Origin of the sequence: Spiroplasma endosymbiont of Cantharis lateralis (genome assembly GCF_964030855.1) — a bacterium.
Classification (GTDB): Bacteria; Bacillota_I; Bacilli_A; order Mycoplasmatales; family Mycoplasmataceae; genus Spiroplasma_A.
On sequence record NZ_CAXIQF010000008.1, the window covers coordinates 577,091 to 602,104 of the forward strand.

Annotated in this window: 20 protein-coding genes and 1 pseudogene; 19 read left to right on the forward strand and 2 right to left on the reverse strand. The window is 25.5% G+C overall.

The features are described from left to right. The first annotated feature begins 142 nt into the window (after nucleotides 1-142). The 18 genes from AAHM99_RS04970 to AAHM99_RS05055 all read left to right on the forward strand — a co-directional run bounded on the left by AAHM99_RS04970 (nucleotide 143) and on the right by AAHM99_RS05055 (nucleotide 22,192). Nucleotides 143-1,396, forward strand: coding sequence for a PhnD/SsuA/transferrin family substrate-binding protein (locus AAHM99_RS04970; protein WP_342275572.1), 1,254 nt, complete (start codon nucleotides 143-145; stop codon nucleotides 1,394-1,396). Between the two features lie 48 nt (nucleotides 1,397-1,444). Then, the gene (gene phnC, locus AAHM99_RS04975; RefSeq protein WP_342275573.1) at nucleotides 1,445-2,200 is read left to right on the forward strand and encodes a phosphonate ABC transporter ATP-binding protein; all 756 of its coding nucleotides are present in this window, start codon (nucleotides 1,445-1,447) and stop codon (nucleotides 2,198-2,200) included. Between the two features lies 1 nt (nucleotide 2,201). Further along, complete coding sequence (locus tag AAHM99_RS04980; protein WP_342275574.1) at nucleotides 2,202-4,814, forward strand: PhnE/PtxC family ABC transporter permease; 2,613 nt, start codon at nucleotides 2,202-2,204, stop codon at nucleotides 4,812-4,814. 10 nt (nucleotides 4,815-4,824) lie between these two features. Next, nucleotides 4,825-5,772 (forward strand): DHH family phosphoesterase, encoded by a 948-nt coding sequence (locus AAHM99_RS04985; RefSeq protein ID WP_342275575.1) that lies wholly within the window; start codon nucleotides 4,825-4,827, stop codon nucleotides 5,770-5,772. A gap of 179 nt (nucleotides 5,773-5,951) precedes the next feature. Further along, nucleotides 5,952-7,889 (forward strand): threonine--tRNA ligase, encoded by a 1,938-nt coding sequence (gene thrS, locus AAHM99_RS04990; RefSeq protein ID WP_342275576.1) that lies wholly within the window; start codon nucleotides 5,952-5,954, stop codon nucleotides 7,887-7,889. 24 nt (nucleotides 7,890-7,913) lie between these two features. Continuing rightward, complete coding sequence (locus AAHM99_RS04995; RefSeq protein ID WP_342275577.1) at nucleotides 7,914-8,999, forward strand: formate/nitrite transporter family protein; 1,086 nt, start codon at nucleotides 7,914-7,916, stop codon at nucleotides 8,997-8,999. 254 nt (nucleotides 9,000-9,253) lie between these two features. Beyond that, nucleotides 9,254-10,771: a hypothetical protein gene (locus AAHM99_RS05000; RefSeq protein ID WP_342275578.1), complete on the forward strand. Its 1,518-nt coding sequence runs from the start codon at nucleotides 9,254-9,256 to the stop codon at nucleotides 10,769-10,771. 48 nt (nucleotides 10,772-10,819) lie between these two features. After that, a complete protein-coding gene (locus AAHM99_RS05005) occupies nucleotides 10,820-12,628 on the forward strand; it encodes an ABC transporter ATP-binding protein (protein WP_342275579.1) in 1,809 nt (602 codons plus the stop codon). Between the two features lie 10 nt (nucleotides 12,629-12,638). After that, nucleotides 12,639-12,956 (forward strand): PTS sugar transporter subunit IIA, encoded by a 318-nt coding sequence (locus tag AAHM99_RS05010; RefSeq protein WP_342275580.1) that lies wholly within the window; start codon nucleotides 12,639-12,641, stop codon nucleotides 12,954-12,956. Nucleotides 12,957-12,975: 19 nt separating this feature from the next. Then, entirely contained in the window at nucleotides 12,976-13,935 is a 960-nt protein-coding gene (locus tag AAHM99_RS05015) for an ROK family protein (protein WP_342275581.1), read from the forward strand. Nucleotides 13,936-14,202: 267 nt separating this feature from the next. Continuing rightward, on the forward strand, nucleotides 14,203-15,408 hold the full coding sequence (locus tag AAHM99_RS05020; RefSeq protein ID WP_342275582.1) for a hypothetical protein: 1,206 nt from the start codon (nucleotides 14,203-14,205) through the stop codon (nucleotides 15,406-15,408). 2 nt (nucleotides 15,409-15,410) lie between these two features. Beyond that, complete coding sequence (locus AAHM99_RS05025) at nucleotides 15,411-17,609, forward strand: PTS transporter subunit EIIC (RefSeq protein WP_342275583.1); 2,199 nt, start codon at nucleotides 15,411-15,413, stop codon at nucleotides 17,607-17,609. A 29-nt stretch (nucleotides 17,610-17,638) separates the two neighbouring features. After that, nucleotides 17,639-17,938, forward strand: a complete 300-nt coding sequence (locus AAHM99_RS05030) for a PTS sugar transporter subunit IIB (RefSeq protein ID WP_339029621.1) — start codon at nucleotides 17,639-17,641, stop codon at nucleotides 17,936-17,938. Nucleotides 17,939-17,994: 56 nt separating this feature from the next. Continuing rightward, complete coding sequence (locus tag AAHM99_RS05035) at nucleotides 17,995-19,098, forward strand: MupG family TIM beta-alpha barrel fold protein (protein WP_342275584.1); 1,104 nt, start codon at nucleotides 17,995-17,997, stop codon at nucleotides 19,096-19,098. 3 nt (nucleotides 19,099-19,101) lie between these two features. After that, nucleotides 19,102-19,365, forward strand: a complete 264-nt coding sequence (locus AAHM99_RS05040; protein WP_342275585.1) for a hypothetical protein — start codon at nucleotides 19,102-19,104, stop codon at nucleotides 19,363-19,365. 99 nt (nucleotides 19,366-19,464) lie between these two features. Continuing rightward, nucleotides 19,465-21,255 carry a PTS transporter subunit EIIC gene (locus AAHM99_RS05045; RefSeq protein ID WP_342275586.1) on the forward strand — a complete coding sequence of 597 codons (1,791 nt, stop codon included), beginning with the start codon at nucleotides 19,465-19,467 and terminating at the stop codon, nucleotides 21,253-21,255. Nucleotides 21,256-21,296: 41 nt separating this feature from the next. Next, nucleotides 21,297-21,506: a hypothetical protein gene (locus tag AAHM99_RS05050; protein ID WP_339029615.1), complete on the forward strand. Its 210-nt coding sequence runs from the start codon at nucleotides 21,297-21,299 to the stop codon at nucleotides 21,504-21,506. 8 nt (nucleotides 21,507-21,514) lie between these two features. Next, nucleotides 21,515-22,192, forward strand: a complete 678-nt coding sequence (locus AAHM99_RS05055; RefSeq protein WP_342275587.1) for a structural protein — start codon at nucleotides 21,515-21,517, stop codon at nucleotides 22,190-22,192. A 32-nt stretch (nucleotides 22,193-22,224) separates the two neighbouring features. On the opposite strand, the gene AAHM99_RS05060 is transcribed toward AAHM99_RS05055, so the two are convergent. Continuing rightward, nucleotides 22,225-22,863, reverse strand: coding sequence for an ATP-binding cassette domain-containing protein (locus AAHM99_RS05060; protein ID WP_342275588.1), 639 nt, complete (start codon nucleotides 22,861-22,863; stop codon nucleotides 22,225-22,227). Nucleotides 22,864-23,693: 830 nt separating this feature from the next. Here AAHM99_RS05060 and AAHM99_RS05065 point away from each other — a divergent pair. Beyond that, nucleotides 23,694-24,311, forward strand: a complete 618-nt coding sequence (locus AAHM99_RS05065) for a hypothetical protein (RefSeq protein ID WP_342275589.1) — start codon at nucleotides 23,694-23,696, stop codon at nucleotides 24,309-24,311. 130 nt (nucleotides 24,312-24,441) lie between these two features. On the opposite strand, the pseudogene AAHM99_RS05070 reads toward AAHM99_RS05065, so the two are convergent. Beyond that, nucleotides 24,442-24,915 (reverse strand): annotated as a pseudogene (locus tag AAHM99_RS05070) (transposase family protein); the annotation flags it as partial. Between the last annotated feature and the right edge of the window lie 99 nt (nucleotides 24,916-25,014).

Consider the following 25,014-nt stretch of genomic DNA (forward strand, 5'->3'; position numbering starts at 1 on the left):
ATTTTTTTAAATTTTTATTGAATAAATGTTATTATTTTTTTGAAATTAATAAGGAATAGGAGAAAACATACATCTATAAAAAAATATAGTTAGTATGTTTTCTTTTACTTTATGGTTTCAACATAATTAATAGGAGAAAAAAATGAAAAAACTACTTTCGATTTTAGGATCAGCATCAATTGTTATCTCTTCAGGTACTTATGTAGTATCTTGTAATCCAAATAAGGATACAATAAATATATTATTTGTACCATCTCAAAATAGTACAGAAATTATAAGTACTGTAAAACCATTAGAGGAAAAATTGGCAAATGAATTATCAAAAATTGCTCAAGCAGATAATAGAACATCTACAAAAAGAGTTAAGATATCAACTTCAACAAATTATGAGGTTGCTGGAAAAACTTTACAAGATGGAAAAGCGCATTTAGCTTTCTTACCTGTAAATACATATACAAAATATAGAGGAACAGAAAAAGATGGAGTATTTGATAAGCAAGGAATTCTTTTAAATGCTTCAAGAGCAGGGGCAAAACCTGAGACAAGTTTTGAAAAGTTTCAAGATGATAGTGGTAAATTTAGTTCAGAATTAGCAATGGAAAAAGTTACTTTAGAAACTTCATTAGAATTATCTAAACATTATAATGAAATGGTTAAAGATAATATTGATGAATTAAAAACTCAAGAAAAAGCAAAGGGACTTTTATTAGATCAAGAAAATGAAGCATCATACTATAGATCATATATATATGCTAATAATAAATTTCTAAGTGAGAACAATTTTAACATTGATTCATTTGAAGGCTCTGCTAGTTATCATGAAGCATTAAAAGAATTAATTTTAAAAGGAACAAAAGATAAAAAATTCCAATTCACTTTTGGGGCTAGCAAAACATCAAGTTCAGGAGTTTTATATCCAATGCTTTGACTACAAGATGTTTTAGAAATTGGAGATAATGAATTAAAAGATTTATGACAAAATAAACATGAACAAAGTAGCTATCCTCAAGCTTCTCAAGAAGTTTCAAGTGGAACTGCAAATTATGCAGTTGGGTTTAGTGACATAAGAATGGAAAGTAAAATTTCAAGTGATGTTGAAAATGGCTTTAAAAATACAACAATAATTGGAGCAACTGATCCAATTGTTAATGATTTAATAGCTTATTCTAAAAAAACTATAAAGGATGAAACTTTTAAAGATGATTTAAGAACTGCATTTAAAAACTTAATTAAAGATAAAGAAAATGCAAGCATATTTGAAATTTACAATCATACAGGTTATGTAGGACCATCAAGTAAGGAAAATAGTTTTGATTTTGAATTAGCAACAGATAAATCAATTACTCAAACAACAAACGCAACACAAACTCTATTAGATAAGATGAAAAACTGATAGAAAATAATATAATACAAAAAGCTTAAAGCTTTTTTGTATTTTTTTAATATGATAAAATTCATAAATGTAAACAAGGTTTGACCTAATGGTAAACATGTTTTAAGAAATATTAATTTAAAAATAGAGGATGGCGAGTTTGTTGCAGTAATTGGATTATCAGGGGCTGGTAAAACTACACTTTTAAAAACCATTAATGGTATAAATAAAATATCTTCGGGAGAAATATTAATTAGTTGAAATGATATTGAAGAATACAATTTAAGTAAAATAAAAAATAAAAAGTTAAGAGAATTAAGAAGTAAGATTGGTCTTATGTCTCAAGAATATAATAATTTAGAAAAACAAACAGTCTTAACAAATGTATTAAATTCAAGAATTTCTAAAGTGAATTTTTGAAGATCTCTTTTTGGAATATTTTCAAAAAATGATAAGGAGATTGCATTAAAATCTTTAGAAAAACTAAATTTATTAGATTATGCATATATTAGAGCTGAAAATTTAAGTGGGGGTCAACAACAAAGAATTGCACTTGCAAGAACTTTATCTCAAGAACCTCAATTAATTATTGCAGATGAACCAGTCTCTGCATTAGATCCAATACTTGCTAATCAAGTTATTAAGGATTTTCAAAATGTTAATAAAACAGAAAAAATAACAATAATTTTAAATATACATCATGTTGAATTAGCGCAAAAATATGCTTCAAGGATTATTGGATTAAAAGATGGAAAAATAATTTTTGATGGAAAACCTGAACAGTTGACAAAGAAAATATTAAAAGAAGTTTATGGAGAAAATTATTAAAATGAATAGAAAAATTAATGCGATTACTTCTAGAAATGTTTTTGCAATAAATAATAGCTACACAAAAGCTCCTAAAAAAACATTTTTTATAACTCTATCTATTATAGTTTTTATATTAATAATTTTTGGTTTCAATATGTTAGAAACTAACTGACCTGAATTTTTTTCATCTTTTGGTTTGTTTTTTGAAAGAATTGGAGATTTATTTAAATGGGATTGAGAAGATTTTCTTAAACCAGATACAGTAGGAATAGTTTTCTTAAATACTGCTATAAATTCCATTTTTATGACTATGGTAACAGCTTTTGCTGGAACTATAATTGGTGTGCTTATAGCAATTCCTGTTGCAATTTTAGCTGCAGGAAATATTGTAAATAATAAATTTATTAATAATACTGCTAAAAGCTTTATTGCAATTTTTAGAACAATTCCTGCTTTTGTCTATGCTCTTATTTTTGTTGGATATTTTGGACAAACAATTTTAACAGTCACAATTGTTTTATCAATTTTTACATTTTCAATAACTTCAAAAATTTTATTTGAGAGAATAGAACATATAAATACAAAAATTTTTATATCACAACAAGCAACAGGGGCTAATAAAATGAGATCTTTTAGATCTGCTGTTGTACCACAAATATCAAATCATATTACTTCAGCTACTTTTTATGCGCTAGAAACTAATATAAGATATATTTCAGTTATTGGTGGAGTTACAAATTATGGTATTGGTAAATTAATTGATAATTCAAGGGATAACGATGATTGATCTAGAGTAGGTTTTTTATTATTTCTAATAGTTGCTGTAGTAATTTTATTGGAATTAATAATATATGTATTAAAAAAATATATCTTATTAGATAAAGATTATATTTTAGATGAAAAGAAACAAAAAAAATATACGACTTTAATTAAAAAAATTTCAAGAATGAATAATATAAATTTCTATATAAGATATATTATTCAAAAGGATTTATATTCTAGCTTAGAAGTTGCAAAACAAGATAAAAATTATGATTTAGTTAAGCAAATTAAACAGGATTTAAAAAATAAAAAAGCTGAGTTCCTAAGTGAACATAACTCAAAATTAAAACAAGATATAATTTCATTTGAAGAATTTAAAATGAAAAATTTAAACTCAAAAACATGATTTATCTGAGATGAAAAAAACTCAATAAATGTTAGAAGAGATAAGGTTTATCTAACTAATTTTAATTTTGAAGTTCTTAAATTAAAAGAAGAAATGAGAAATACTTTAGATAATTCAGCAATATTAGAACATGAAATTTATTTAAAGAATTTAACTATAGATGAAGTTATTAAAAAGAATCCAAAAAGATACATTAAAAGATTATGTTTATACTTTATTCTTTTTGCACTTTTTTGTTATTCATTAACTTTCATTGAGTTTAGTATTGAAAGTTCACAAACTATTAAGGATACTAACCATAATATATTAGAGATGTTTAAAATAAATTGATTATCATTATTTATTCCTTATGGATATGCACCTCAATCAGTAATTTATTTATTATTTCAAACTTTATCAATTGCTATTGTTGGTACTTTTATAGGAGCAATCATAGCATATATTTTTGGTATATTAAGTTCAGAGAATATAGTAAATTATTATGTTGCAAAATTCTTTGTGCTAATAACTTCTATTATAAGATCAATTCCAACTTACATCTATGCAATTTTATTTATTGCACTTGTTGGTATGGGACCATTTACAGCAACTCTAGCAATTGCAGCTGGAACTGTTGGTATGCTTACAAAATATAATAGAGAAGTTTTTGATGATATAAATTTAAAAGTCCTATATCAATTAGAGTCTACAGGATTAAATAAATTCCAAAGATTTAAATATGGTGTTATGCCTCAAACTACAAGTAGTGTTATTTCATACATAATTTATAGATTTGATATAAACTTTAAAGAAGTAGCAATCTTAGGTGTTGTTGCATCAGGAAATATGGGCTATTTATTAAATAGTTATTTTGCAGATAAGTTATTTAATGAATTTGGTGCTTTGCTTTTTGGTATTATACTATTTACATTATTAATTGAATATATCTCTACAACTTTAAGAAATAAAATTAATTTAGGAATTAATCCTAAATATATTGAAAAAATAATTCTTGCAATTAAACATAAAAATTTTGCAAAATACAAAGCAAATGAAGTTTTAGGATTATCAAAAGATGGAATGGAATTTATTCAATCAGAAGCTTATTATGCATATATTAATAAGCAAATTCTTCAAGAAGCAAAAACAATTAGCAAAATGAAAAAAGTTTCTAAGAAGCATGCTTGATACTTGAGTTACATAAAAAACTTTAATTTAAGTGATAATTTAGAGTTAGATTTAATTGAAGCTAAAAATATTTATAATACTCATAATTTGGAATATAAAAAATTAATAGAAGAATTTAATAAAAAGAGAATTGAATTTAAAAAAGAATTAAAAAATAATAAGATTCAACAGATTAAAGACCTTGATCTAAATTCTAAAAATCTATTAGAAGATAAGACATTAAGGAAAGAAATAAAAAACTCAAAATCTTTTATTAAAAAGTCAACAAAAATTAGAATTGAAAGTTTAGAATATTAGAGGAAATAAAATGTTTAAAAAACTTATTAAACTAATAAATGAGAATAAAAAAATAATACTCTTAAGACATATTTATCCAGATTTTGATGCTATAGGTTCACAAATGTCTTTATATCAATTTATTAATGATAACTTTAAAAATAAGGATATCAAACTAGGTGGAGTTTTACCAAATGAATATAAATGTATTGGTAAAACACAAGTATTAAAGCAAAAAGATTTTCAAGACTCATTAGTAATCATTACAGACACTGCGACAAAACAGAGAATCGATATTGAAGATTTAAATTGACTAAAAGCAGCTTCAGATATTTTTAAAATTGATCATCATGTTAATGTTAATCAATATGGAACAATGGAAATTGTTGATGATTCTTATCCTGCAACTTGTGAGTTATTAACAGAGCTTTATAATAAATCAAAATTAGTTTTTTCAGAACAAGCAGCTTATTATTTATTTCATGGCCTTGTAACAGATACAGATAGATTTATGTATAGAAATGTAACTTCTAGAACATTTGAAATGGCAAGTGTTCTTCTAAAAAAGGGTTTTAATATAAGTAATGCTTATAAAAATATTTATGGTTTAACAGAACAAGAAGTTAAATTAAAAGGTTATATTCTAACCAATTATAAAATGTCAAAACAGAAAATAGCCTATATTATTTTAAGTAAAGAAATAATGAAAGATTTTAAAATGGATAATTTTAATAAAGTAGCACTTTGAGTTAATATGCTAGGTGAAATTAAAGATGCTAATGCTTGAGTATTTTTTACAGAGGATAAAAACTTTATTAGAGTTGAATTTAGATCAGATAAATGTAATGTCAGAGATATTGCAATTAAATTTGGTGGTGGAGGTCATATTAGTGCATCAGGAGCCAAATTAGAAAATATTGATGAATGTATAGATGTTATAAATTATTTTGATAAAAATCTTAAAACCTTTAAAATATAGTTTTTTAAAATATACTTACATACAAGAGTATATTTTTTTATTCTTATTTTGGTTTTTTTTCTTGAAAGGTTTCAATAAAATATAATATAAAGTCAATTTTGTTGTTTGTGCTTAATAAAATTATGTATAATTAAGAATGTTAGTTTATGTATTTTTTATAAAGACAGAGGTGGAAAAAGATGAAAATAACACTACTAGATGGCAATATTATAAATTATGATGAACCAAAATCTGTTCTTGAAGTTGCTCAAGAAATTTCAATATCACTTGGAAAAAAATGTGTAGGTGCAGTTATTAACGATAAAGAGGTTGTGCCAAATACAGCACTTATTGATAGAGACTGTAAATTACAATTAATAACAGAGAGACATGAATTATATGAATCTGTTATAAATTATACTGCCAAGGTGATTGTTGGATTAGCACTTAAAGAAGTTTTTCCTGAGGGTAGTCTTTACCCTGAAGAAGAAGGATATAATAAATTAGAATTTTTTAGTTATTTTGATTGTGATCAAAAATTGACTTTAGAAAATATTAAAAAAGTTGAAGAACTATCAAATAAATATATTTCATTAGCTCTTGATATTGAGTTCAAAGGAAATACTTTTACTGAAAAAGATTATATTGATATGATGAATAAAATGAATGTTAAAGAAAAATATACAATGGGTATGGTTGACTTAAATAAAAAAAGATATATTAAATTCCCAATTTCTGCTATAAAAGATGTTTTATTTTATTCAAGATTTGCAACTCTTAATAAAACAAGTGACTTATTTAAAATTCAATTAAATGAGGTTACTGCTTTTCAAATAAGAGAAGATAAGTTTGTATATAAAATTCATGGTTTAACTGCAATTACTGAGAAGGCTTTTGAAGAAAAACAAAGAAAAATTGAAGAAATTAAGGAAAATGATCATAAACATATTGCTAAAATTTTAGAAATTTATCATTTAGATCCTTTAATTGGGCAAGGTTTACCAATTTGATTGCCAAATGGAACCATTTTAAAACAAGAGATTAAAAAGTATTTAATGCAAAAGGAATTTGAATACGATTTTATTCAAATTGAAACTCCTGTTATTGGTACTAGTGAGCTTTATAAAACTTCTGGACACTGAGATCATTATCGTGATGATATGTTTGCTTCAATGATGCTTCCAAAAGAAGAAATGGTTTTAAAACCAATGAGTTGCCCGCATCATATTGCAGTGTATAAATATAAACAAAGAAGTTATAGAGATTTACCATTAAGATTTGCAGAACATGCTTTACAACATAGATATGAATCATCAGGTAGTTTAACAGGGCTTGAAAGAGTTAGAGCTATGGAATTGACTGATTCACATATCTTTGTTACACCTGAACAAGTAAAAGAAGAATTTATCAGATGTTTTAATTTAATTACAGAAGTACTATTAACTTTTGATATTAAAGTTGACTATCTTTCTTTATCTCTAAGAGATCCAAAAGATAAAGAAAAATACTTTAATGATGAAAAAATGTGAAATCATGCTGAAGCTGAATTAGAAAATGTTTTAAATGAATTAAAAATTGATTATAAAAAAATGATTGGTGAAGCAGCATTTTATGGTCCAAAATTAGATATTCAAGCAAAAACTGCTTTAGGTCATGAAATAACAGTTTCAACAATACAGTTAGACTTTTTATTACCACAAAGATTTGATATAAGTTATATCAACAGTGATGGAGAACTTGAAAAACCAATTATGATTCATAGAGGACTTGTAGGAACTTATGAAAGATTTATATCAGTACTTTTAGAACAAACAAAAGGTGTTCTACCACTTTGATGTTCACCATTACAAGTTGAAATTATACCAGTTAATTTAGCAAATAAAGAATATGCTGAGAAAGTAAGAGAGCAACTTAAAGCAAAATTAATTAGATCAAAAATTGATTTAAGAGATGAGAGATTAAGTTATAAAATCCGTGACTCACAAGTAAGAAAAATTCCATATCAATTAGTTCTTGGAGAAAAGGAATCAGAAAATGATACAGTAACTTTTAGAAGATATGGTAGTGAGCAACAAACTACAGTCTCATTAAAAGAATTTATTAAGATGGTTGAAACTAAAATTAGAGATAAAGAATAGTATATTAATTAGGAGAAAAACTTTATGAATAAAAATAGAAATATTGAAGAAGAAATAAAGCTTCTAAAGGAACAAGACTATGGTATATTAGATGCACAACATTCATTTATGATTGATGGTACACTTGGAGGATTCAAGGCAGCAATTCATAAATTGCATTATACTTTTGTTAAGCAAATTCTTTTAGGAATTATGAGTGGTGTTATTATTGGTTTTGGTTATGTGGCATGTGTTATTGCAATGGTGTCTTTACAAGGAACTGGTTTTGAAAAAGTAGGAACTCTTCTATTGGGTTTTCTTTTCCCAGGATGTATAATCTTAATTACCTTTCTTGGTGGGGGTTTATTTACAAGTCATGTTTTTAGCAGTATTCCTGTTTTTAAAGGGTGTGCAAGTAAAGGATCTTACTTTAAGGGAATCTTTGGTGTTCTTTTAGGAAACTTCTTAGGAACTTTTATATTTGTAGCTCTTTTTGCAGGTGCAGGTGGTTTACTTAAGAATAATGAAGCATTTTTACTTAAAACTTTTGATATGGTTATTCATAAATTATATTTAGTGGCAGATGATTTATCAAATGGTACTTCAATTAAAGCAGTTAGTATCTTTGCAACAATAGGTATTGGGATCTGTTCTGGAATTTTATGTAATATGATGGTATGTTCAACATTACCATTAACAAGTTCAACAAAAAACTCAGCAACTATAGTATTATTATTAATTTTTCCAATTGCTTTCTTTGCAATAGGTGGATTCCAACATGGACCAGCAAATTCATTCTTTTTGTGAATGCTATTATTTGAAACAATATTTAATCCACAATTAACTTTAGAAAGTGGATTAACACCTCAATTTTCTCAGGTTCTTTTATTTATTGCATTAAGTACCATTCCAACATTAATAGGTAACTGATTATCAGGAGCTTTATTATTACCAGGTATTTTATATTATATTAATAAGGAATATGTTTCAATTTTATTCAAAAAAATTAAATTAGAATATTTAGAAGGAAAAACTGTTAGTTTTAAAGATAAAGCTGATAAACAAATTAAGAGAATTGATAAAAAAATTAAAGAACAAAAAGCTGAAAATGATTCAAAGGATAATAAATAAATAATTTTAAAATCAAAAAATATATTTTAAAAATGTCAGAAATGACATTTTTTTATATTATAATTTAATAGATAAAAGCACAGGAGTATTATATGAGATCAATAATCAAGCAAAACAGTAAGGGCAAACGCAAGTAGTTTTAAACTATGTTTTTTGATTAATTTTCAATTAATACTTATCTTTAAATTTTTTTAATAGACGAATAAAATAATAAATAGCAATAAATTATATTAATTAGAATGAGAGAACTTAAAATGAATAATAATGAATTAAAAATTAATAAAAAGAGGAAGTTCAAAATTCCTACCTCTTTTACAATACTTTTCTTTGTATTAGTAATCATAATGGTAGTATCGTGAATTTTACACTATGCAGGCGTAAAAGCTGAAGATGAAAAAATTAAAGCTATTGGTATTATTGATTTATTTGTCTCTATTTTTCAGGGATTTAATGATAAGGTTGAAATTATTGTTTTTGTTATGGCAATTGGTGCTTTTATTTATATTGTTATGAAGTCTAAGTCATTAGATGCTTTAACTCAAAAAATTGCATGAAAATTTAAAGATAAAACAATATGAGCTATTCCTATTATTGTAGTATTTTTAAGTTTTTGTGGGTCAGCATATGGTATGGCTGAAGAAGCTTTAGGGTTTCATATGATAGTTATTCCACTTATGCTTGTCGCAGGTTTTGATGTTTTTACAGCAACAATTACTGTTCTTCTTGGTGGTGGTATTGGTCCAATGCTAGCAACATTTGATCCTTTCTTAATTTTTACAGCCTCAGCAGCTGCTAACTCAAGTCAAGAAGGAATTTCTAATCCAACTGATGGACTAGCATTTAGAATAATTGCTTGGTTTTTAGTTACAGGTTTTACATCAGCATACATTATGTTTTATGCAAGAAAAGTTAAAAAAAATCCACATTTATCTTATACTTTTTCTACATTAGAAGAAGATAAAAAGTTTTTCTTAAAAGAACAAGTTAATGAAGTACCATTGACAAAGAAAAGGATAACAGTATGTATAATCTTTTTATTTATGTTTCTTTTAATGATTGCCTATTTATTTCCTTGAGATACATTAATTGGTAAAAATATTTTTGAGGGTGCAGGTATTTGAGTACAAGAATATATGCCATTCTTTACATCACTAGTTCCTGGATTTGGACATGGAGATATGTACGTTGTAGCTGGTTTTTTCCTTATAGGTTCATTAATAGTTTCTATTTTAAACTGAGAGGGAGAAGAAACTTTTGTAGAGGATTTATTAACAGGTTCTAAAGATATGATAGGTGTAGCATTTATTATTTCAATAGCTGGAGCTATTACTTATTTATTAAGTGAAACTGGAATTAAGTCATTAATGTTAACTTCAATTAATGGGTCAAATAGCAATTCAATGAATCCTTTTGCTTTTATAATAATAACTTTCCTATTGTTTATTCCATTATCATTTGCTCTACCTTCAACTTCAGGATTTTCTACTGCAATCTTTCCAGTTTGGGGACCACTAGCAAATTCAGTTACTATTGGTTCTTCTTCAATAACAATGGTTTCTGGAAGTATTACAGCATTTGCATTTGCAAATGGAATGGCAAATATGGTATCTCCAGCTTCAGGAATTGTTGTTGGAGCAGCACAAATTGGTAGAACAAGTTATGGTACAATAATGAAAGGTACGTGAAAGTTCCATTTATCATTATTAGGAATTAATATAGCATTACTATTAATAGGAACTGGACTGAATTATACAGGTTCTCATATTTTTTAAGATGGACCACAAAAAACCTAGAAAGGGTTTTTTATTTTTGAGGTATTTATGAAAAAAAAGAAATTTATAAGTGATAAAGCATTCTCTAAAAAGAAATTTATAGACTCTTTTAAAATGATTGGAGAGTGTATTAAACAAAATCCTACTACTTTTGTAGGTTATATTATTTTTACAATTATTGATGCAATTTTTTACTCTTCAATGACTATTGTAGTTAGTCAAATGACAAAAAATATTATTAATGAGGGACAACAAGCTAATAGTTTTTTAGGATTTTCAATGACTTGGGTTAGCTGAGCATATGTTGGATTAGCACTATTACTACTAATTGTAATTTTTGACTATTTGACAAATATTTACTCGGCTTACTTCTCAAAAAAAGTTGAAATTTATTTAAGAGTTAAAGCCTTAAAAAAACTTGTTGAAGTTGATATTAGCTACTATTCAAAAAACCAATTAGGACTAATAATGTCGAGAGTAATTAATGACAGTCAAGGAGCAGGAGATTCATTTAATGATTTTTTATTAAATTTATTGTTCACAACTGTTAGTTTTATAGCAATGATGATATTTATGTTTATTTTAGATGTTAATCTTGCTCTAATTGTTTTAATGATATTTATTGTTTTAGTAATAATAATTTGAGTTTTATTTATTTATTATCGAAGAGCCATTATTGAGTCAGTTGATGTTAAACAATCAATTGATGCAGATATTACAGATCGTTTAATCAATATTAGAGCTATAAAAGCAAATGCATCAGAAGATATAGAAACTAAACGAAATATGAAGTTACATGATAAATATGATAAAAAATTAAGTAAAGTAATTTGACTTCAATCTTTATTATCATTTTTTTCTTATACTTTTGCATGGTCATTACCAATTATTACAATTATTGCAGCTATCGGTCTTTATAAGAATTCTATGGACCCATCAGAACTATCACACTTACTTGTAGCATTTACATCAGCTACAAATAACATTCTTTATTCATTATTAACATTACCAATGTGAATGCGAGGACTTACAAAATTATCTAATTGTATAATGAGATTAAACTATATTTATGATACAAATTCATTATTAACCTTTGCAGATCAACCTGAGGAAATAGGAGATATTGAAAAAATAACTTTTGATAAAGTTACCTTTAATTATCCTGAATCTCCAAAAAAGAAAATATTAGCTGAAATAAATTTAACTTTTGAAAAAAATAAAAGCTATGCTTTTGTAGGAGAAACTGGTGTTGGAAAATCAACAATTGCAAAATTATTACTAAGATTTTATGATGTAACAACAGGGCAAATCTTAATTAATGGTAAGAATATTAAGTTATTAGAACCAAGTAGTTACTTAAATAAAGTGGGTTATGTAGAGCAAGAACCACAAATTCTTTATGGAACTGTTATGGAAAATCTTAAATATCCTTTTTTTGATAAAACAGATGAACAAGCAATTGAAGCAGCTAAAAAGGCAAAAATCCATAATTACATAAAAAAACTCCCAATGGGTTATGATACAATTTTAGGAGAACGAGGTTTTATGTTAAGCGGAGGGCAAAAACAACGTTTAGTAATTGCAAGGATCTTTTTAAAGGACCCTCAATTACTTATTCTTGATGAAGCAACTAGTGCATTGGATAATGTTGTAGAAAAAGAGATTCAATTAGAATTAGATAAATTAATGGTTGGTAGAACAACAGTTGTTATTGCACATAGATTAAGTACAATAAAAAATGTTAATGAGATTATAGTACTTGATAAAAATGGTGTTTCACAAAGAGGAACATTTAACGAACTTAAACAAAAAGAAGGTCGTTTTAAAAAATTGTATACATTAGGTCTTATGAAATAGGAGAGCAAAAATGAGTGAAATTAATTGAGAAAATATATCAATGGAAATGATTTCTTGTATTGGAACTTCAAAATCGAATGCAATAAGAGCAATTCGTTCAGCAAAGGTAAAAGAATTTAATACTGCAAATAAATTAATGCAAGAAGCTGAGTTGGAAATGACAAAGGCTCATAATCTTCATTTTGATATTGTCTCAAGAGAAGCAAATGGAGAAAAGCTTGATTTAAAATTAATATTTATTCATGCTGAAGATCAAATGCTAACTACTCAAGCAATTATTGATCTTGGAAAAGAAATGATTGAAATGTATAAAATTATAAATAAATAAAATTTTGGGAGGGCATAACATGCCAAAAGCATTTACAATAGATTTAGGAGCCACAACTGCTAAATGTGCTTTTTTTGATAATATGAAAATTAGACATACTTTTATTTTTAATACTATAAATAAAGATAAAATACTTGAAAATATTGCAAAAGAAGCTTTTAAAATAGCAAAAGAAAATGAAATAAATATGAATGAACTTGATTTCATTGGAATAGCAGTTTGTGGAATTGTTGATAATAAAACTGGAACAGTGATTTATTCAACAAATTTAGGTTGAAAAAACTATCCAGCTAAAAAGAACTTAATAAAGTTATTTAATAATAAAAATGTATTTGTATTAAATGACGCAAAATCTGCGGCTTACGGAGAATGAGCAATTTCTTTAAAAGGAAAACCAGACTCAATGGCTTTATTTACATTGGGAACTGGCGTTGGTGGTGGTGCAATTTTTGATAGAAAATTAGTTTTTGGAGATAACACTGGACTGCCAAGTGAACCAGGACATGGCGGTGGTTTTCAATCAGAGTGTCAATGTAGTTGTGGTTTAATTGGTTGTATAGAACCAGTATCTTCAGCAACAGGTATTGAAAAAAAATTAAAACAGATTGGTTCAAAATCTAAGGGTCCATTAGGTAAAATATTTAATCAGCTAAATGGAGATATCCATATTATTGATGTAGCGGATTTAGTTAAAATTAATGACCCTGAGGTTATAAAAGTATTTGAAGATAGTTTAGAACCATTAGCTAAATGTATCTCAGTATTAATTCATTTTTTTGATTTATCAATGATTGTTATTGGTGGGGGACCTTCCAATTTAGGCGAGCCATTAATTAAAATTATTAAGCAAAAATTAAAAAAATATGTTTTACCAGATTTTTACTCAAGAATAACTATTAGAACAGCGCAATTAGGAAATATGGTTGGAGCTTGAGGAGTTTACAAATATGGTATTGATAATTTAATAACAATAAAATAAATTTATTTTATTAGTAAAGACAAGACTTATTTATTAGGTTTTGTCTTTTTATTTTATTTAATAACTAAGTAAATAAATAATTGTTTAAATTTAAAGTACACTTTTTTATATTTATATTATTAATTATTCTATCTTTTAGTTAATTTTTTTTATTAGAAGTATAAAATAAGAAAAAGCTTTATTATTTACAAAAATTAAATCTTGAATTTATTTATTTGTATTTAATGCCTTAAATATTATAAAATATATATAGAAAGAGTTGATTATATGAAAAAACTAATATCTGTAATTGGTGCTTTAGGATTAAGTACTTCTTCAGTTTTACTAACCACTCAAGTTGTTTCATGTAATGCAACTTGGGCTTTAGAATTTAAAGCAATTTTAAAAAAAGATGCACAATCTATTGCTGAGAATGAATATTTTAATATTACAAGTAAAATAGATTTATCAAATAAAGTACGTAGGAATTTATTTTCATTGGATATTAATAGTGAAATTAAAAGAAACAATGCTTTGTTAAAGGAAATAACTAATGAGTCATTACAACTATTTTCAATAGCAAAAAGCTATTTTGATTCAATGGTAGTAATTGATGAAGAAAGTGATAACAATAATGATTATTATTACTATGTACTTCAAGATAAAGAAATTTATGGTAATGCTTCTAAAATAATGAACTATGAATCAGAAAAGAACTTTTTAGATTTTTTTGGAGATGAGATAATAAAACCTGAATTTCAATCAAATGCTGCAAGATTTGTAGTTCTAAAAAATAACTTAAAATTTACACAAGCCTATTATGAAGTAATAACAAAAGATAACTATAATAATTATCAACAAACATCTCAAAATAAGGCTTATATTGAGAGCATTCAAGAGATGAATAAATACGTTGAAAATGGTTTTTTTGTACCAATGCTAAAGTTTATAGTAATGGAAAAAGTAATTAGTAGTGGAAACTCTTTAACAAAACTTAAATTTGATAAGAGTATTATTGAATATCTTAATGTTGGTCAAAAAGGAGAAGATTCATTAAAGGATTATACTGGTTATTGATATGATTCAAAAAACAAAGATACTAATGGGATCTTAACTTATAATTGAAGTTGTGAACATACTTTAAAAAGTAATAGTGAGTTAAATTATAGCGAAATGGAAAAAGCTGAAAAAATAGCTTATTTAAATAGCTGAAGATCATGTGAAGATTATAAAGGAAAATCTCCAGAGCAATTAAACGAAGAAGAGGCATTAAAAATTGATGATAATTTAATTGAAGTAATGTCTTTGGGTATAAAAAAAGAAGATGGAAAAATTAATGAGGCAATAGTTGAAAAGGATTTTGGTCTTGAAGAAAAAATAATGATTGTTCCTAGAGTTCATTTTAATGGCCTAGAGGGAAGTTTAAATAGTGAAGAAGTTCAAAAATTCTTTAAATATGGTTTTCAAGAAACAGATGATGGGGGTAACTTTTAATTATGCAAAAGTATGAAAATTATCCTGAAATTTTTGAAGCAACAAAAATTATTAAAGAAAACAAAATAAAGTTAAAAAATAATAGAAAAGAATTATTTGAATTATCAAATGAACTTCATCAAAAGAAAAGAAAGTTAAAGTTGGTATCTTCAACTTTTAATAAAATTAAAAAAGAAAAGCAAAAGGATTTAAAAGCAAGTTTTGATTTGTCACTTTCAATTGCAAAATATCAAAAAACTGATATAAATAAACTCTATGAAGATTATGAAAACAATATTCAAAATTTAGATTCAGAATATGAAGAGAAAAAAATAAATAGACTTGAAAAAAATAAATTGGATATTGAGGAAACTAAAAGTAAAATTTCTTTTATAAAGTCTCAAAAAAGCTCTATGAATTCCAAAAATAAGGAACTTAAAATAAAAATTAAAAAAGAATGAAATGATAAAAAGTCTTTAATTAAAGAGGAGCATTTAAAATTAACTGAACAACTAAAAGAAATTAAATTAGATGCTGCAACTAAAATATTTAATTATAGAAAAAACTATAAAATTGAATCTAAAAATCTAATGGAAAAATGAAAAAAAGATAATCAAAGTCTTGCTGATATTGATGATATCTTAAAGAAACAAAGAAAAGCTAGAAGAATTAAACCTTTTCAAAATGAATTAGATGAAACAATTTATGATCTTTCATTAAAAATTAATGAAAATAAAATTTTTTATGAAAATAAAATAAAAGAAGAAAAATTTAGAATAAAGCATCAAAAACTTTTAATTAGATATAATGCTGGTAAAGCAGATCCTTTAACTATAAAAATGACTGTAGATAAAGTAACTAATGCTTCTGGAAAACTATCGAATTGAAAATTTATGGTTGCATTAAAAAATGGATTTTTTTCATTAATGCCATTAGTAATAGTTGGTGCTGTTTTTATTTTAATTAATAATATAATTTTAGGAGCAGCCAATGGGGGATTTTTTAACTTCTTTTATTTAACTGCTGATGAATTAGCTATTTTAGATAAATTTAAAACAATAGGTTCATATATTTGGAATGGAACTTATGCTTTCTTTGGGTTTTTACTAGCAGGTGCAATTGCATACCATTTAGCACCTTATTATAAGGTTAATCAATGGTCTGCAGCTGTTGTTGCATTTGTAGCATTTCTTATTATGAGTCCGTCATTTTGAACAAATATTGGAGTTTTTGGAACTTCAGGAATGTTTACTGCCATGATTATAAGTATTACTTCTACTGTTTTATTTGGTAGACTTTCACAAAATGAAAAATTTAAAATTAGAATGCCTGAATCAGTTCCTGATGGAGTTTCTAAATCATTTAATATTTTAATTCCTTATACTATTTCAGCTGTGTTTTTTGGAATTATTGCATTTTCAATTACTTGAATTGGTCAAAGTGTAGGAGAAATATCTATTGGAACTGAAAAAGTTACATTCATTGATTTAAATGGTTTAATAACTGTAGCAATTCAAAAACCTATGGTTAATGCAGTTTCTGGATTTGGTGGAATGATTGCAATAGTTCTTTTATGACAAATATTGTGATTTATGGGAATTCATGCAAGTGGAGTACTTTCACCAATATTAGAACCAATTCAACTAGATGGACTTACTCAAAATCAACAATCGTTAGCTGAGGGATTAAATCCAGAATATGTTTTTACAAATCCATTTATGAATAACTTCATATTTATGGGAGGTACTGGAGGAACTATTGGTTTAATTCTTGTTATATTAATGTTCTCAAAACGGGGCGATTATAGGTCTATGGCAAAAGTAACTTTAATTCCAGCTTTATTTTGTATTAATGAGCCATTGCTATTTGGGTTGCCTTTAGTCTTAAATCCAATATTATTTGTACCATTTATTGTTGGACCACTATTAGCAGGTTCATTTGCTTATTTTGCAACAGTAGCAGGAATTATGCCACATTCAAGTGTTCTGGTTCCATGAACAACACCACCAATACTTGGTGGAATATTAACAACAAAAAGTATTATGGGTGGATTTGTTGCAGGGATAAATATAGTTATATTAATGGGATGTTATGCGCCATTTATTTTAATGGCAAATAAAATAGAACAACGTGAACTATTAAGTAAGTTTACAAAAAAACCAAAATTAGACGAATTAAATATATTAGAAAATAGTAATAGAATAAATAATTTAAATTCATAAAGTTAAATTATCTTGGGAGGAAATCAAATATGAATAAAAAAATACTATTAGCTTGTAATGCAGGAATGAGCACATCAATTTTAGTTAAAAATATGCAAAACTATGCATTTGAAGAAGATATTAATGTTGAAATCAAAGCAGTTTCAATAAATGAAGCTAAACTTAATGGAAAAAACTGAGATATAGTTCTATTAGGCCCTCAAGTTGGTTATGAACTTGATGAAATGAAATCATATCTTAATATGCCTGTTTTTGTTATAGAAAAAGAAGATTATGGTAAAGCAAATGGAGAAAAAGTTTTAAAATTTGCTTTAAAAAACTGTAAATAAAAATCACTTCAAAAAGTGATTTTTTTATTGATAAGATTATACTAGTGAGGTAACTTATGAAAAGAAAATTAGGAATATCAATTTATCCAGAACAATCAACTTTTGAAAGGGATAAGCAGTATTTAGATCTAGCAAAAAAATTAAACTATAAAGTAGTTTTTACAAGTATTTTACATTTTGTAGGATCACAAAATGATAAGAAAAAAGCTGAAATGGTTTTGAAGTCTTTAAAATATGCAAAGGAAATTGGATTTTATACTATATTAGATGTTGAATATCAATCAATGGAACTAATTGGAATTAATGTTAATGATATATCAAAATGTAAAGAATATGGAATTGATTGCTTAAGATTAGATTCACCAAGCTTACCATTTGAAATTGCAAATATTACCCATAACAAGGGGGCAATTGATATACAATTAAATATGTCAAATAATGATAGTTTAATTGATAATGTAATAGATTTTAAACCAATAAAAGATAGATTAAGTGGATGTCATAATTTTTATCCCCTAGAATATACTGGTTTACCGTTTGACTATTTTAGTGAAGCAAATAAAAGATATTTAAAATATAATTTATCTACTGCAGCTTTTGTGGGAAGCCATCATGGAAATATGACCTCTGCTGTAGGTTGAAAAGAATTACCTACATTAGAAGAACAAAGAAATCTAAGTATTTCTGAACAAGCAAAAATTTTATTTTATACAAACGAAATTGATACAGTTATAATTGGTAATGCATATGCAACAAAATCAGAGATGGAAGAACTTGCAAATATTGATAAATATGAAATAACTTTGAATTTAAAACCAATTTATAAAATTAGTAAAATAGAGCAAAATTTATTAGAATTTAATCATTTTAGAAGAGGCGATATTACAGAATATTTTATAAGATCAACTTTTTCAAGAGTCGAATTTAAAAATGATTCAATCCAATCACAAAATACTAAAAAAATTTATAATAAAGGTGATGTAGTAATAATAAATAACAATGACATTAAATATAAGGGAGAGTGTCATATAATTTTAAAAGATAAATTTGAAGATAAACATCAAAAGTATAATTGAATTGGTACAATAAAAAAAAGTGAGTATAGACTACTTGAATTTATCGGTCCATGAAGTCATTTTAGATTTAGAATTGAGGATTAAAAAATGCTATTAGGTTCATTAAGTACAGGAACATTTTGAACATTGTTTAGTTTTGGAATTTTGGGATTGTTACTTGGAATTTTTTCAACTATCTTTTTTATTAGATTTAAAGGAAATAAAAAAGATGAAAAGGATTCTTTTAAAGTTATTACTACTAAATTTAAAGTATTTAGATTCTGACAATATTATGGTATTTTTACTTTAGCAGTAGTGGGCTATTTAATGGCTCTAATTTTCTTAGCAATTTGCTTAGGAGAGGTCATTTAATTTAAAAATTTTTCTAAAATTGCAACTTTTTATAGAAAATTGTTGCATTTTTTTTTTTTTTTTGTAATATGAACTTATAAGTAGAAAAGGAAATAAAAAATGAACGATAAAAGTGTACATTTAACTAATGAGAAAAAGTTAAAGACTAAAAAAGTTAAAGATTCAAATAGTTCAAGTAGTGGATGAAGTAAATTTTTAACTATGCTTCAAGAATTGGGAAAAGTACTACAATTCCCAATTGCAGTTTTACCATTTGCAGCTATTTTAAATCGTTTTGGTGCTTTAGGTATTACTTATAGTAGTGAAACAATTAATGATAATTTGGTAATAACTAATCAAATAGGTTATTGAATTTCGTTGATTATTCAAAAGCCAGGTTCAATCCCATTTGATAATCTTGCATTATTATTTGCTATTGGATGTGCTTTTGGATTAGCCAAAGATCATCGGGGTGAGGTTGCTCTTGTAGCTGTAATATTTTATTTATCTATTGCAGCATTAACTGGAGAGGGAACTCTTCCTGAAATGCTTTATGGAAAATTAATGACATTTACTGATAAAGATGGACATAGTTTTTCAAAATTACTTTATGTACAGAAAATTGAAGAAGGGGATATAGCCGGAGGAGTTTATGTTTTAAGTACTGGAGTACTTGGGGGAATAGTATCTGGATGTTTATCAGCATTTCTATATAATAGATTTAAAGATATAAAACTTCCAACTGCTCTATCATTCTTTGGAGGTCGTAGATTTGTGCCAATGATAGCACTTGTAGTTACAATTCCAACAGCACTAGCTTTTGCAATTATTTGACCTTGAATACAATTAGGTTTAATTAGTTTTGGTACAGCAGTTGCTAATCCAGAAAATCCAGCTGTGGCAATACCTGGAACAACAGCTTACTCAATTTTAAATAGATTATTGTTACCATTTGGTTTACATCAAATTATGAATACATTCTTCTGATTCCAAATGCCAGTTAGTGGAAATATAGTAGAACCAGGCTTTGGTTCAATTCCAACAGTTGGAGACCCAACTACAGTTATGGGAGATATTAATGCATTTGCAAAAGGTATTAGTAACTCAGGATTATTTCAAGCAGGATTTTTCCCAATAATGATGGGTGGTCTTCCAATGGCAGCTGTTGCTATGATAATGACAGCTGATAAAAATAATAGAAAAGAAATTGCAGGATTCCTTGGAGGAGTTGCGGGGGTTTCATTCTTATCAGGAATTACAGAACCATTAGAATTCTCATTTGTATTTATTGCACCTGTTTTACTTGGAATTCATGCAGGACTTACAGGAATATTTATGGCAATAACTACAGCTATGAAAATACAAATTGGATTTGGATTTAGTGCCGGATTTATTGATTATGCAGCTTCACTACCACAGTCATGAGCATTATCAAATAATCAAGGTACTATAGTATCTAACCCATTGTGAATCTTAGTTCTTACAGCAGCAGCTGGAGCTACTTACTACTTTGTATTCTACTTTGTAATTAAATGAATGAATCTTTCTACACCAGGTAGAAATGTTGAGGCAATTTCTGCTAAAGGTAATTTAAATACTTCAAGTAAAGCTTCAACTTCAAAAGAGGCTTCACAAAAGGGAGATAAATATGAAAATATGGCTTCAAAAATTGTTGAAGCCATTGGAAAAGATAATTTTGTAAGTATTGATAATTGTGCAACTAGATTAAGATTAATTTTAAAAGATAATAGTAAAATTGATGATGCCTTAATAAAATCTGCAGGAACTTATGGAATCAAACGATTAGGAAATGAAAGTTTACAAATTGTTATTGGACCAGATGTTGAACATGCAGCAAATGCATTGAAAAAAATAGTTGAAATTAAAGAAACAAAAGAAGTTAAAAAATAGTAAAAAAAGAAATGGTTACATTTCTTTTTTTGGAGGAAAATATGGCTTTTAATTTTGAACAAGATACTGATTGAATATTTACTTTTTGTAAAAGTTGTTGAGATTTTAAAAAATTTGTTTTTAAAAATCCAATTAATTTTGAAACAAAGTCTTCTTATAATGGAATTTGTGTGAGCTGTAAAAAAGAACAAAGAATAAATTTAAAGGAGGCAAGAGATTATTATGAACATCTTAATGATCATAATAATTAATAGAAATTATGGATAAATTTCCTTGATGAGCTATTTTGATTATTGTTTTATTTCTTATATTACTTTATTTTATTATTCCTTGAAACAAAATAACTAAAAAAGTAAAAGAGAAAGAAGACATAGTAAATAATCCAAAAGAGTTTATAGATTCTGAAGTGGATAAGAAGATAACAGAAGCAAAAGAGAATAGAAGTAATAGACCAATGCTTGGGATTTATAATTGATTTGGTAAAAAAGAAGCTCTGAGATTAAGAACAATTGTTTATGTTCAACCAGAAGAAGATAGTTGTGAATTATGTATTCCTTTTGAAAATACTATTTTATCTTTAGAACAATATGATAATAAATATATTACAATGAGTGAAGCAATTTCAAAAGGATATCATCATATAGGTTGTAAACACATTGATATTGATTATTTTCCTGGTTCAACAAAAATTCCAGAGAAAAATATCACAAAAGAAGAGCAAAAATTGAAGCATAATAAAATTTTAGGATTATATAAATTGGAAAATGGGATTAGAAATTTAAAGTATGAATATGATAATGTAAAAGCAACTGATGTCTTAAAAAATAAAATTGAAGTTATTTCAGGCGAGATTGAGATTTATTGTAAAAAGAATAAGCTTATAAGGAATATTGAAAGGGAAAATCCTAATATAGCTGATATAGATAAATTTAGATAAAAAAATTCAACTAACCTAGTTTAGTTGAATTTTTATTTAACTAATATATTGTCTATATCTATTTGATTAATTGAATTAACATCTCTCGAATCAATTACAATTTCACCATTTTTAAAACAAATGATTCTATTGCAAATTTGTTTTATTTTTTCTAAGTCATGATCAATAATAAAGATATTTTTGTAATTATTTTTTATTTCTTTTATATCATTTAATAATTTATTTTTTCAAGCACTATCAAGAAAATTAAATGTCTCATCTAAAATTAAAATATCTGTTTTAAATAACTGAATAAGCATAAATTTAAAACGTTGCTGTTGTCCTGGAGATAGTTTAGCAAAATAGGCTTCTTTAAATGGGAGTAAATCATAGTTATCAAAAAATTTATTTATATCAATATTTTTCTTATTTAGATTATTAAACATAATAACTAAATCTACTAATTTAACAAGTCCAAAATCACTTATTTGTTGTAATATACAATAACTATAATTTTGATCAACTTTAACATTTTTACTCCTTTTAAAGTTATTTGACAGTAGTCTTAGAAATGTAGTCTTTCCAGAACCATTTGCACCCATAACTCCAATAATTTCATTTTCACTTATTTCTAAATCATTAATATTAATTTGAAAAAAGTCTGATATTTTTTTATTCATATTGATTTTCATAAAAACCTCCTATTTTCTAAAAGTGAATATTAGTGCTCCAGACACTATTAATGAATAATTAACTAATATAGCTAATCAAATATATTCATTTAAACTATTAATCATTGATATGTTAATAAGTGGAATTAAGTTAACTATTATTTTTATTATTTTACTATTCACACTAAAACTAAGCAATGGCAAAAAATAGTCTATTCATGTGAAATACAATAGTAGCACTGCTAAAAAAAATAATGATAATTCTTTTTTATCAGGAGAAATTTTAAAAATTAATATTAATATGACAAAAATAGTTATAATTAATGAAAATTGTTTAAAAAAATTATTTATAAAAAAGTTAATAACTCCATAGTCATTTAAATAATTTCTATAAAAAATTATAGATCAGAGAAAATAAATTATTAAGTTAGTTATTGAAATAATAAAACTAGTTAATATATAAGCGAAAATTATTTTTTTAGATTTAATTTTTGAACTTATTAAATGATTTCAGATTCCACTTTGATAATCTTTATAAAGATATCAATTAAAAAACATAAAAAATAGAATAAAACTTATATTTATAAATTGACCTCTAATATTTATAAATTCCATTTTCTCTTCAAAACTTATTTCAGCAATAATAAGGGTTGCTATATCAAGAATCAAAAAATAAAAATAAAAAATAAATAAAAAACCAAGTATTAAATATCACTTACTTTTCATTCTTTTAAAATTAAATTTAATTATATCCAACATAAAATCACATCCTAATAGAATTATATACTATTGATATTTAAAAAAATGGGTATATATTATATTATGAGTGTGAGCTCAGAAAGGATAAAAATATGAATTATTTAAGTTTAATTGGTTGTTTAAGTTTAGTTGCAGCACCTACAACTAATATAATAATTAGTAAGGAAAAAGATTTTTTAAACTCTAATAAAAACTTTTTGGAAAGAGATGTTAATAATTTTGAGGAGAGTATCTTTTTAAGGGAGCATTTTTTGGATTCTCTAATAAAGGTAAATGATTTTATTAGGGTAGATAAAACTGTTTTTAATATTAATTTTTTTAAGGATAAAGAATTATTTAAAAATTTACAAAATTTTATTTTAAAGTTTGATGATTTAGAAAAGCTGAAAGAAAGTTTTAGAAGTGAGGAAACACTTTATGTTAGAGGAATTAATGTTCATGTTAAGTGGTGACAAGCATCATTTGGAATTTTTACTATGGATTGAGATAATATTTTTATAGACTCAATTGATATTTTGACTTTTTCTGGTGTGATGACTGCTGCAGTAGCAAAATATGTAGTTCTATTATCTTATGTTCCTGTTATGACAACATCATATTTTTCAAATGGTCAATTTATTGTTGCTGATAAAGTAAGTTTTTTAGGATGAGGAGTAAATGTTAAATTTAATGGGGGCTGAATTACATCAGCAAGTACATTATGAATATAAAAATTATTAAGAATAACTAATCTGATTTGTAAAAAAAGAATGATAAATAACTCTATCATAATTATGAAATAGTTTTAGAAAATAAGAAATTATGTTTTAAAATACAAGACTTAACTAATAAATAGATCTTGTATTTTTTATTTATAGTTTCCATAACTATTACTTTTAACTTTGTCTTAAAGTAAATTGGAGTAAAGCCCTTACAAATAAATCACTTAGTTTTTTTAAAACTAATACTATGACCATTATCAATAATTCTTTCACTTCGATAAGAGAAAACAATATCTTCATCTTGATCAAACTTTCTAGTTACTGATTCTAATTGGTCTAAAGGTATTGAAAAATCTTGATTGTATTCTTGAATAAGATGGGGTAAATAATTATTTAACTGCTCAATATTTTTTAAATCTAAGAGTCTAATTATTTGGGGCCATCTTCTTTGTAATGTTCCAAAAGTTTTTTCAACTAATGCTTTTTCTTGAGGGATTGACGTTGTTTTTGTATTTACTCCTAAAGAGTGAAAAATATACTGCAATTGTGTATTTGAGACACTATCACCAAAATGGTCACGATTATTTTTACTACTAAAAACTTTTCGATTATCATAGAATATCTAGCAGAATTAATTTATTTGATTTTTATGAGTTTAAAGGTATTGATAAAAGAAAAAAATAAATATATTATAAAAATAAGAGGTGTAAAT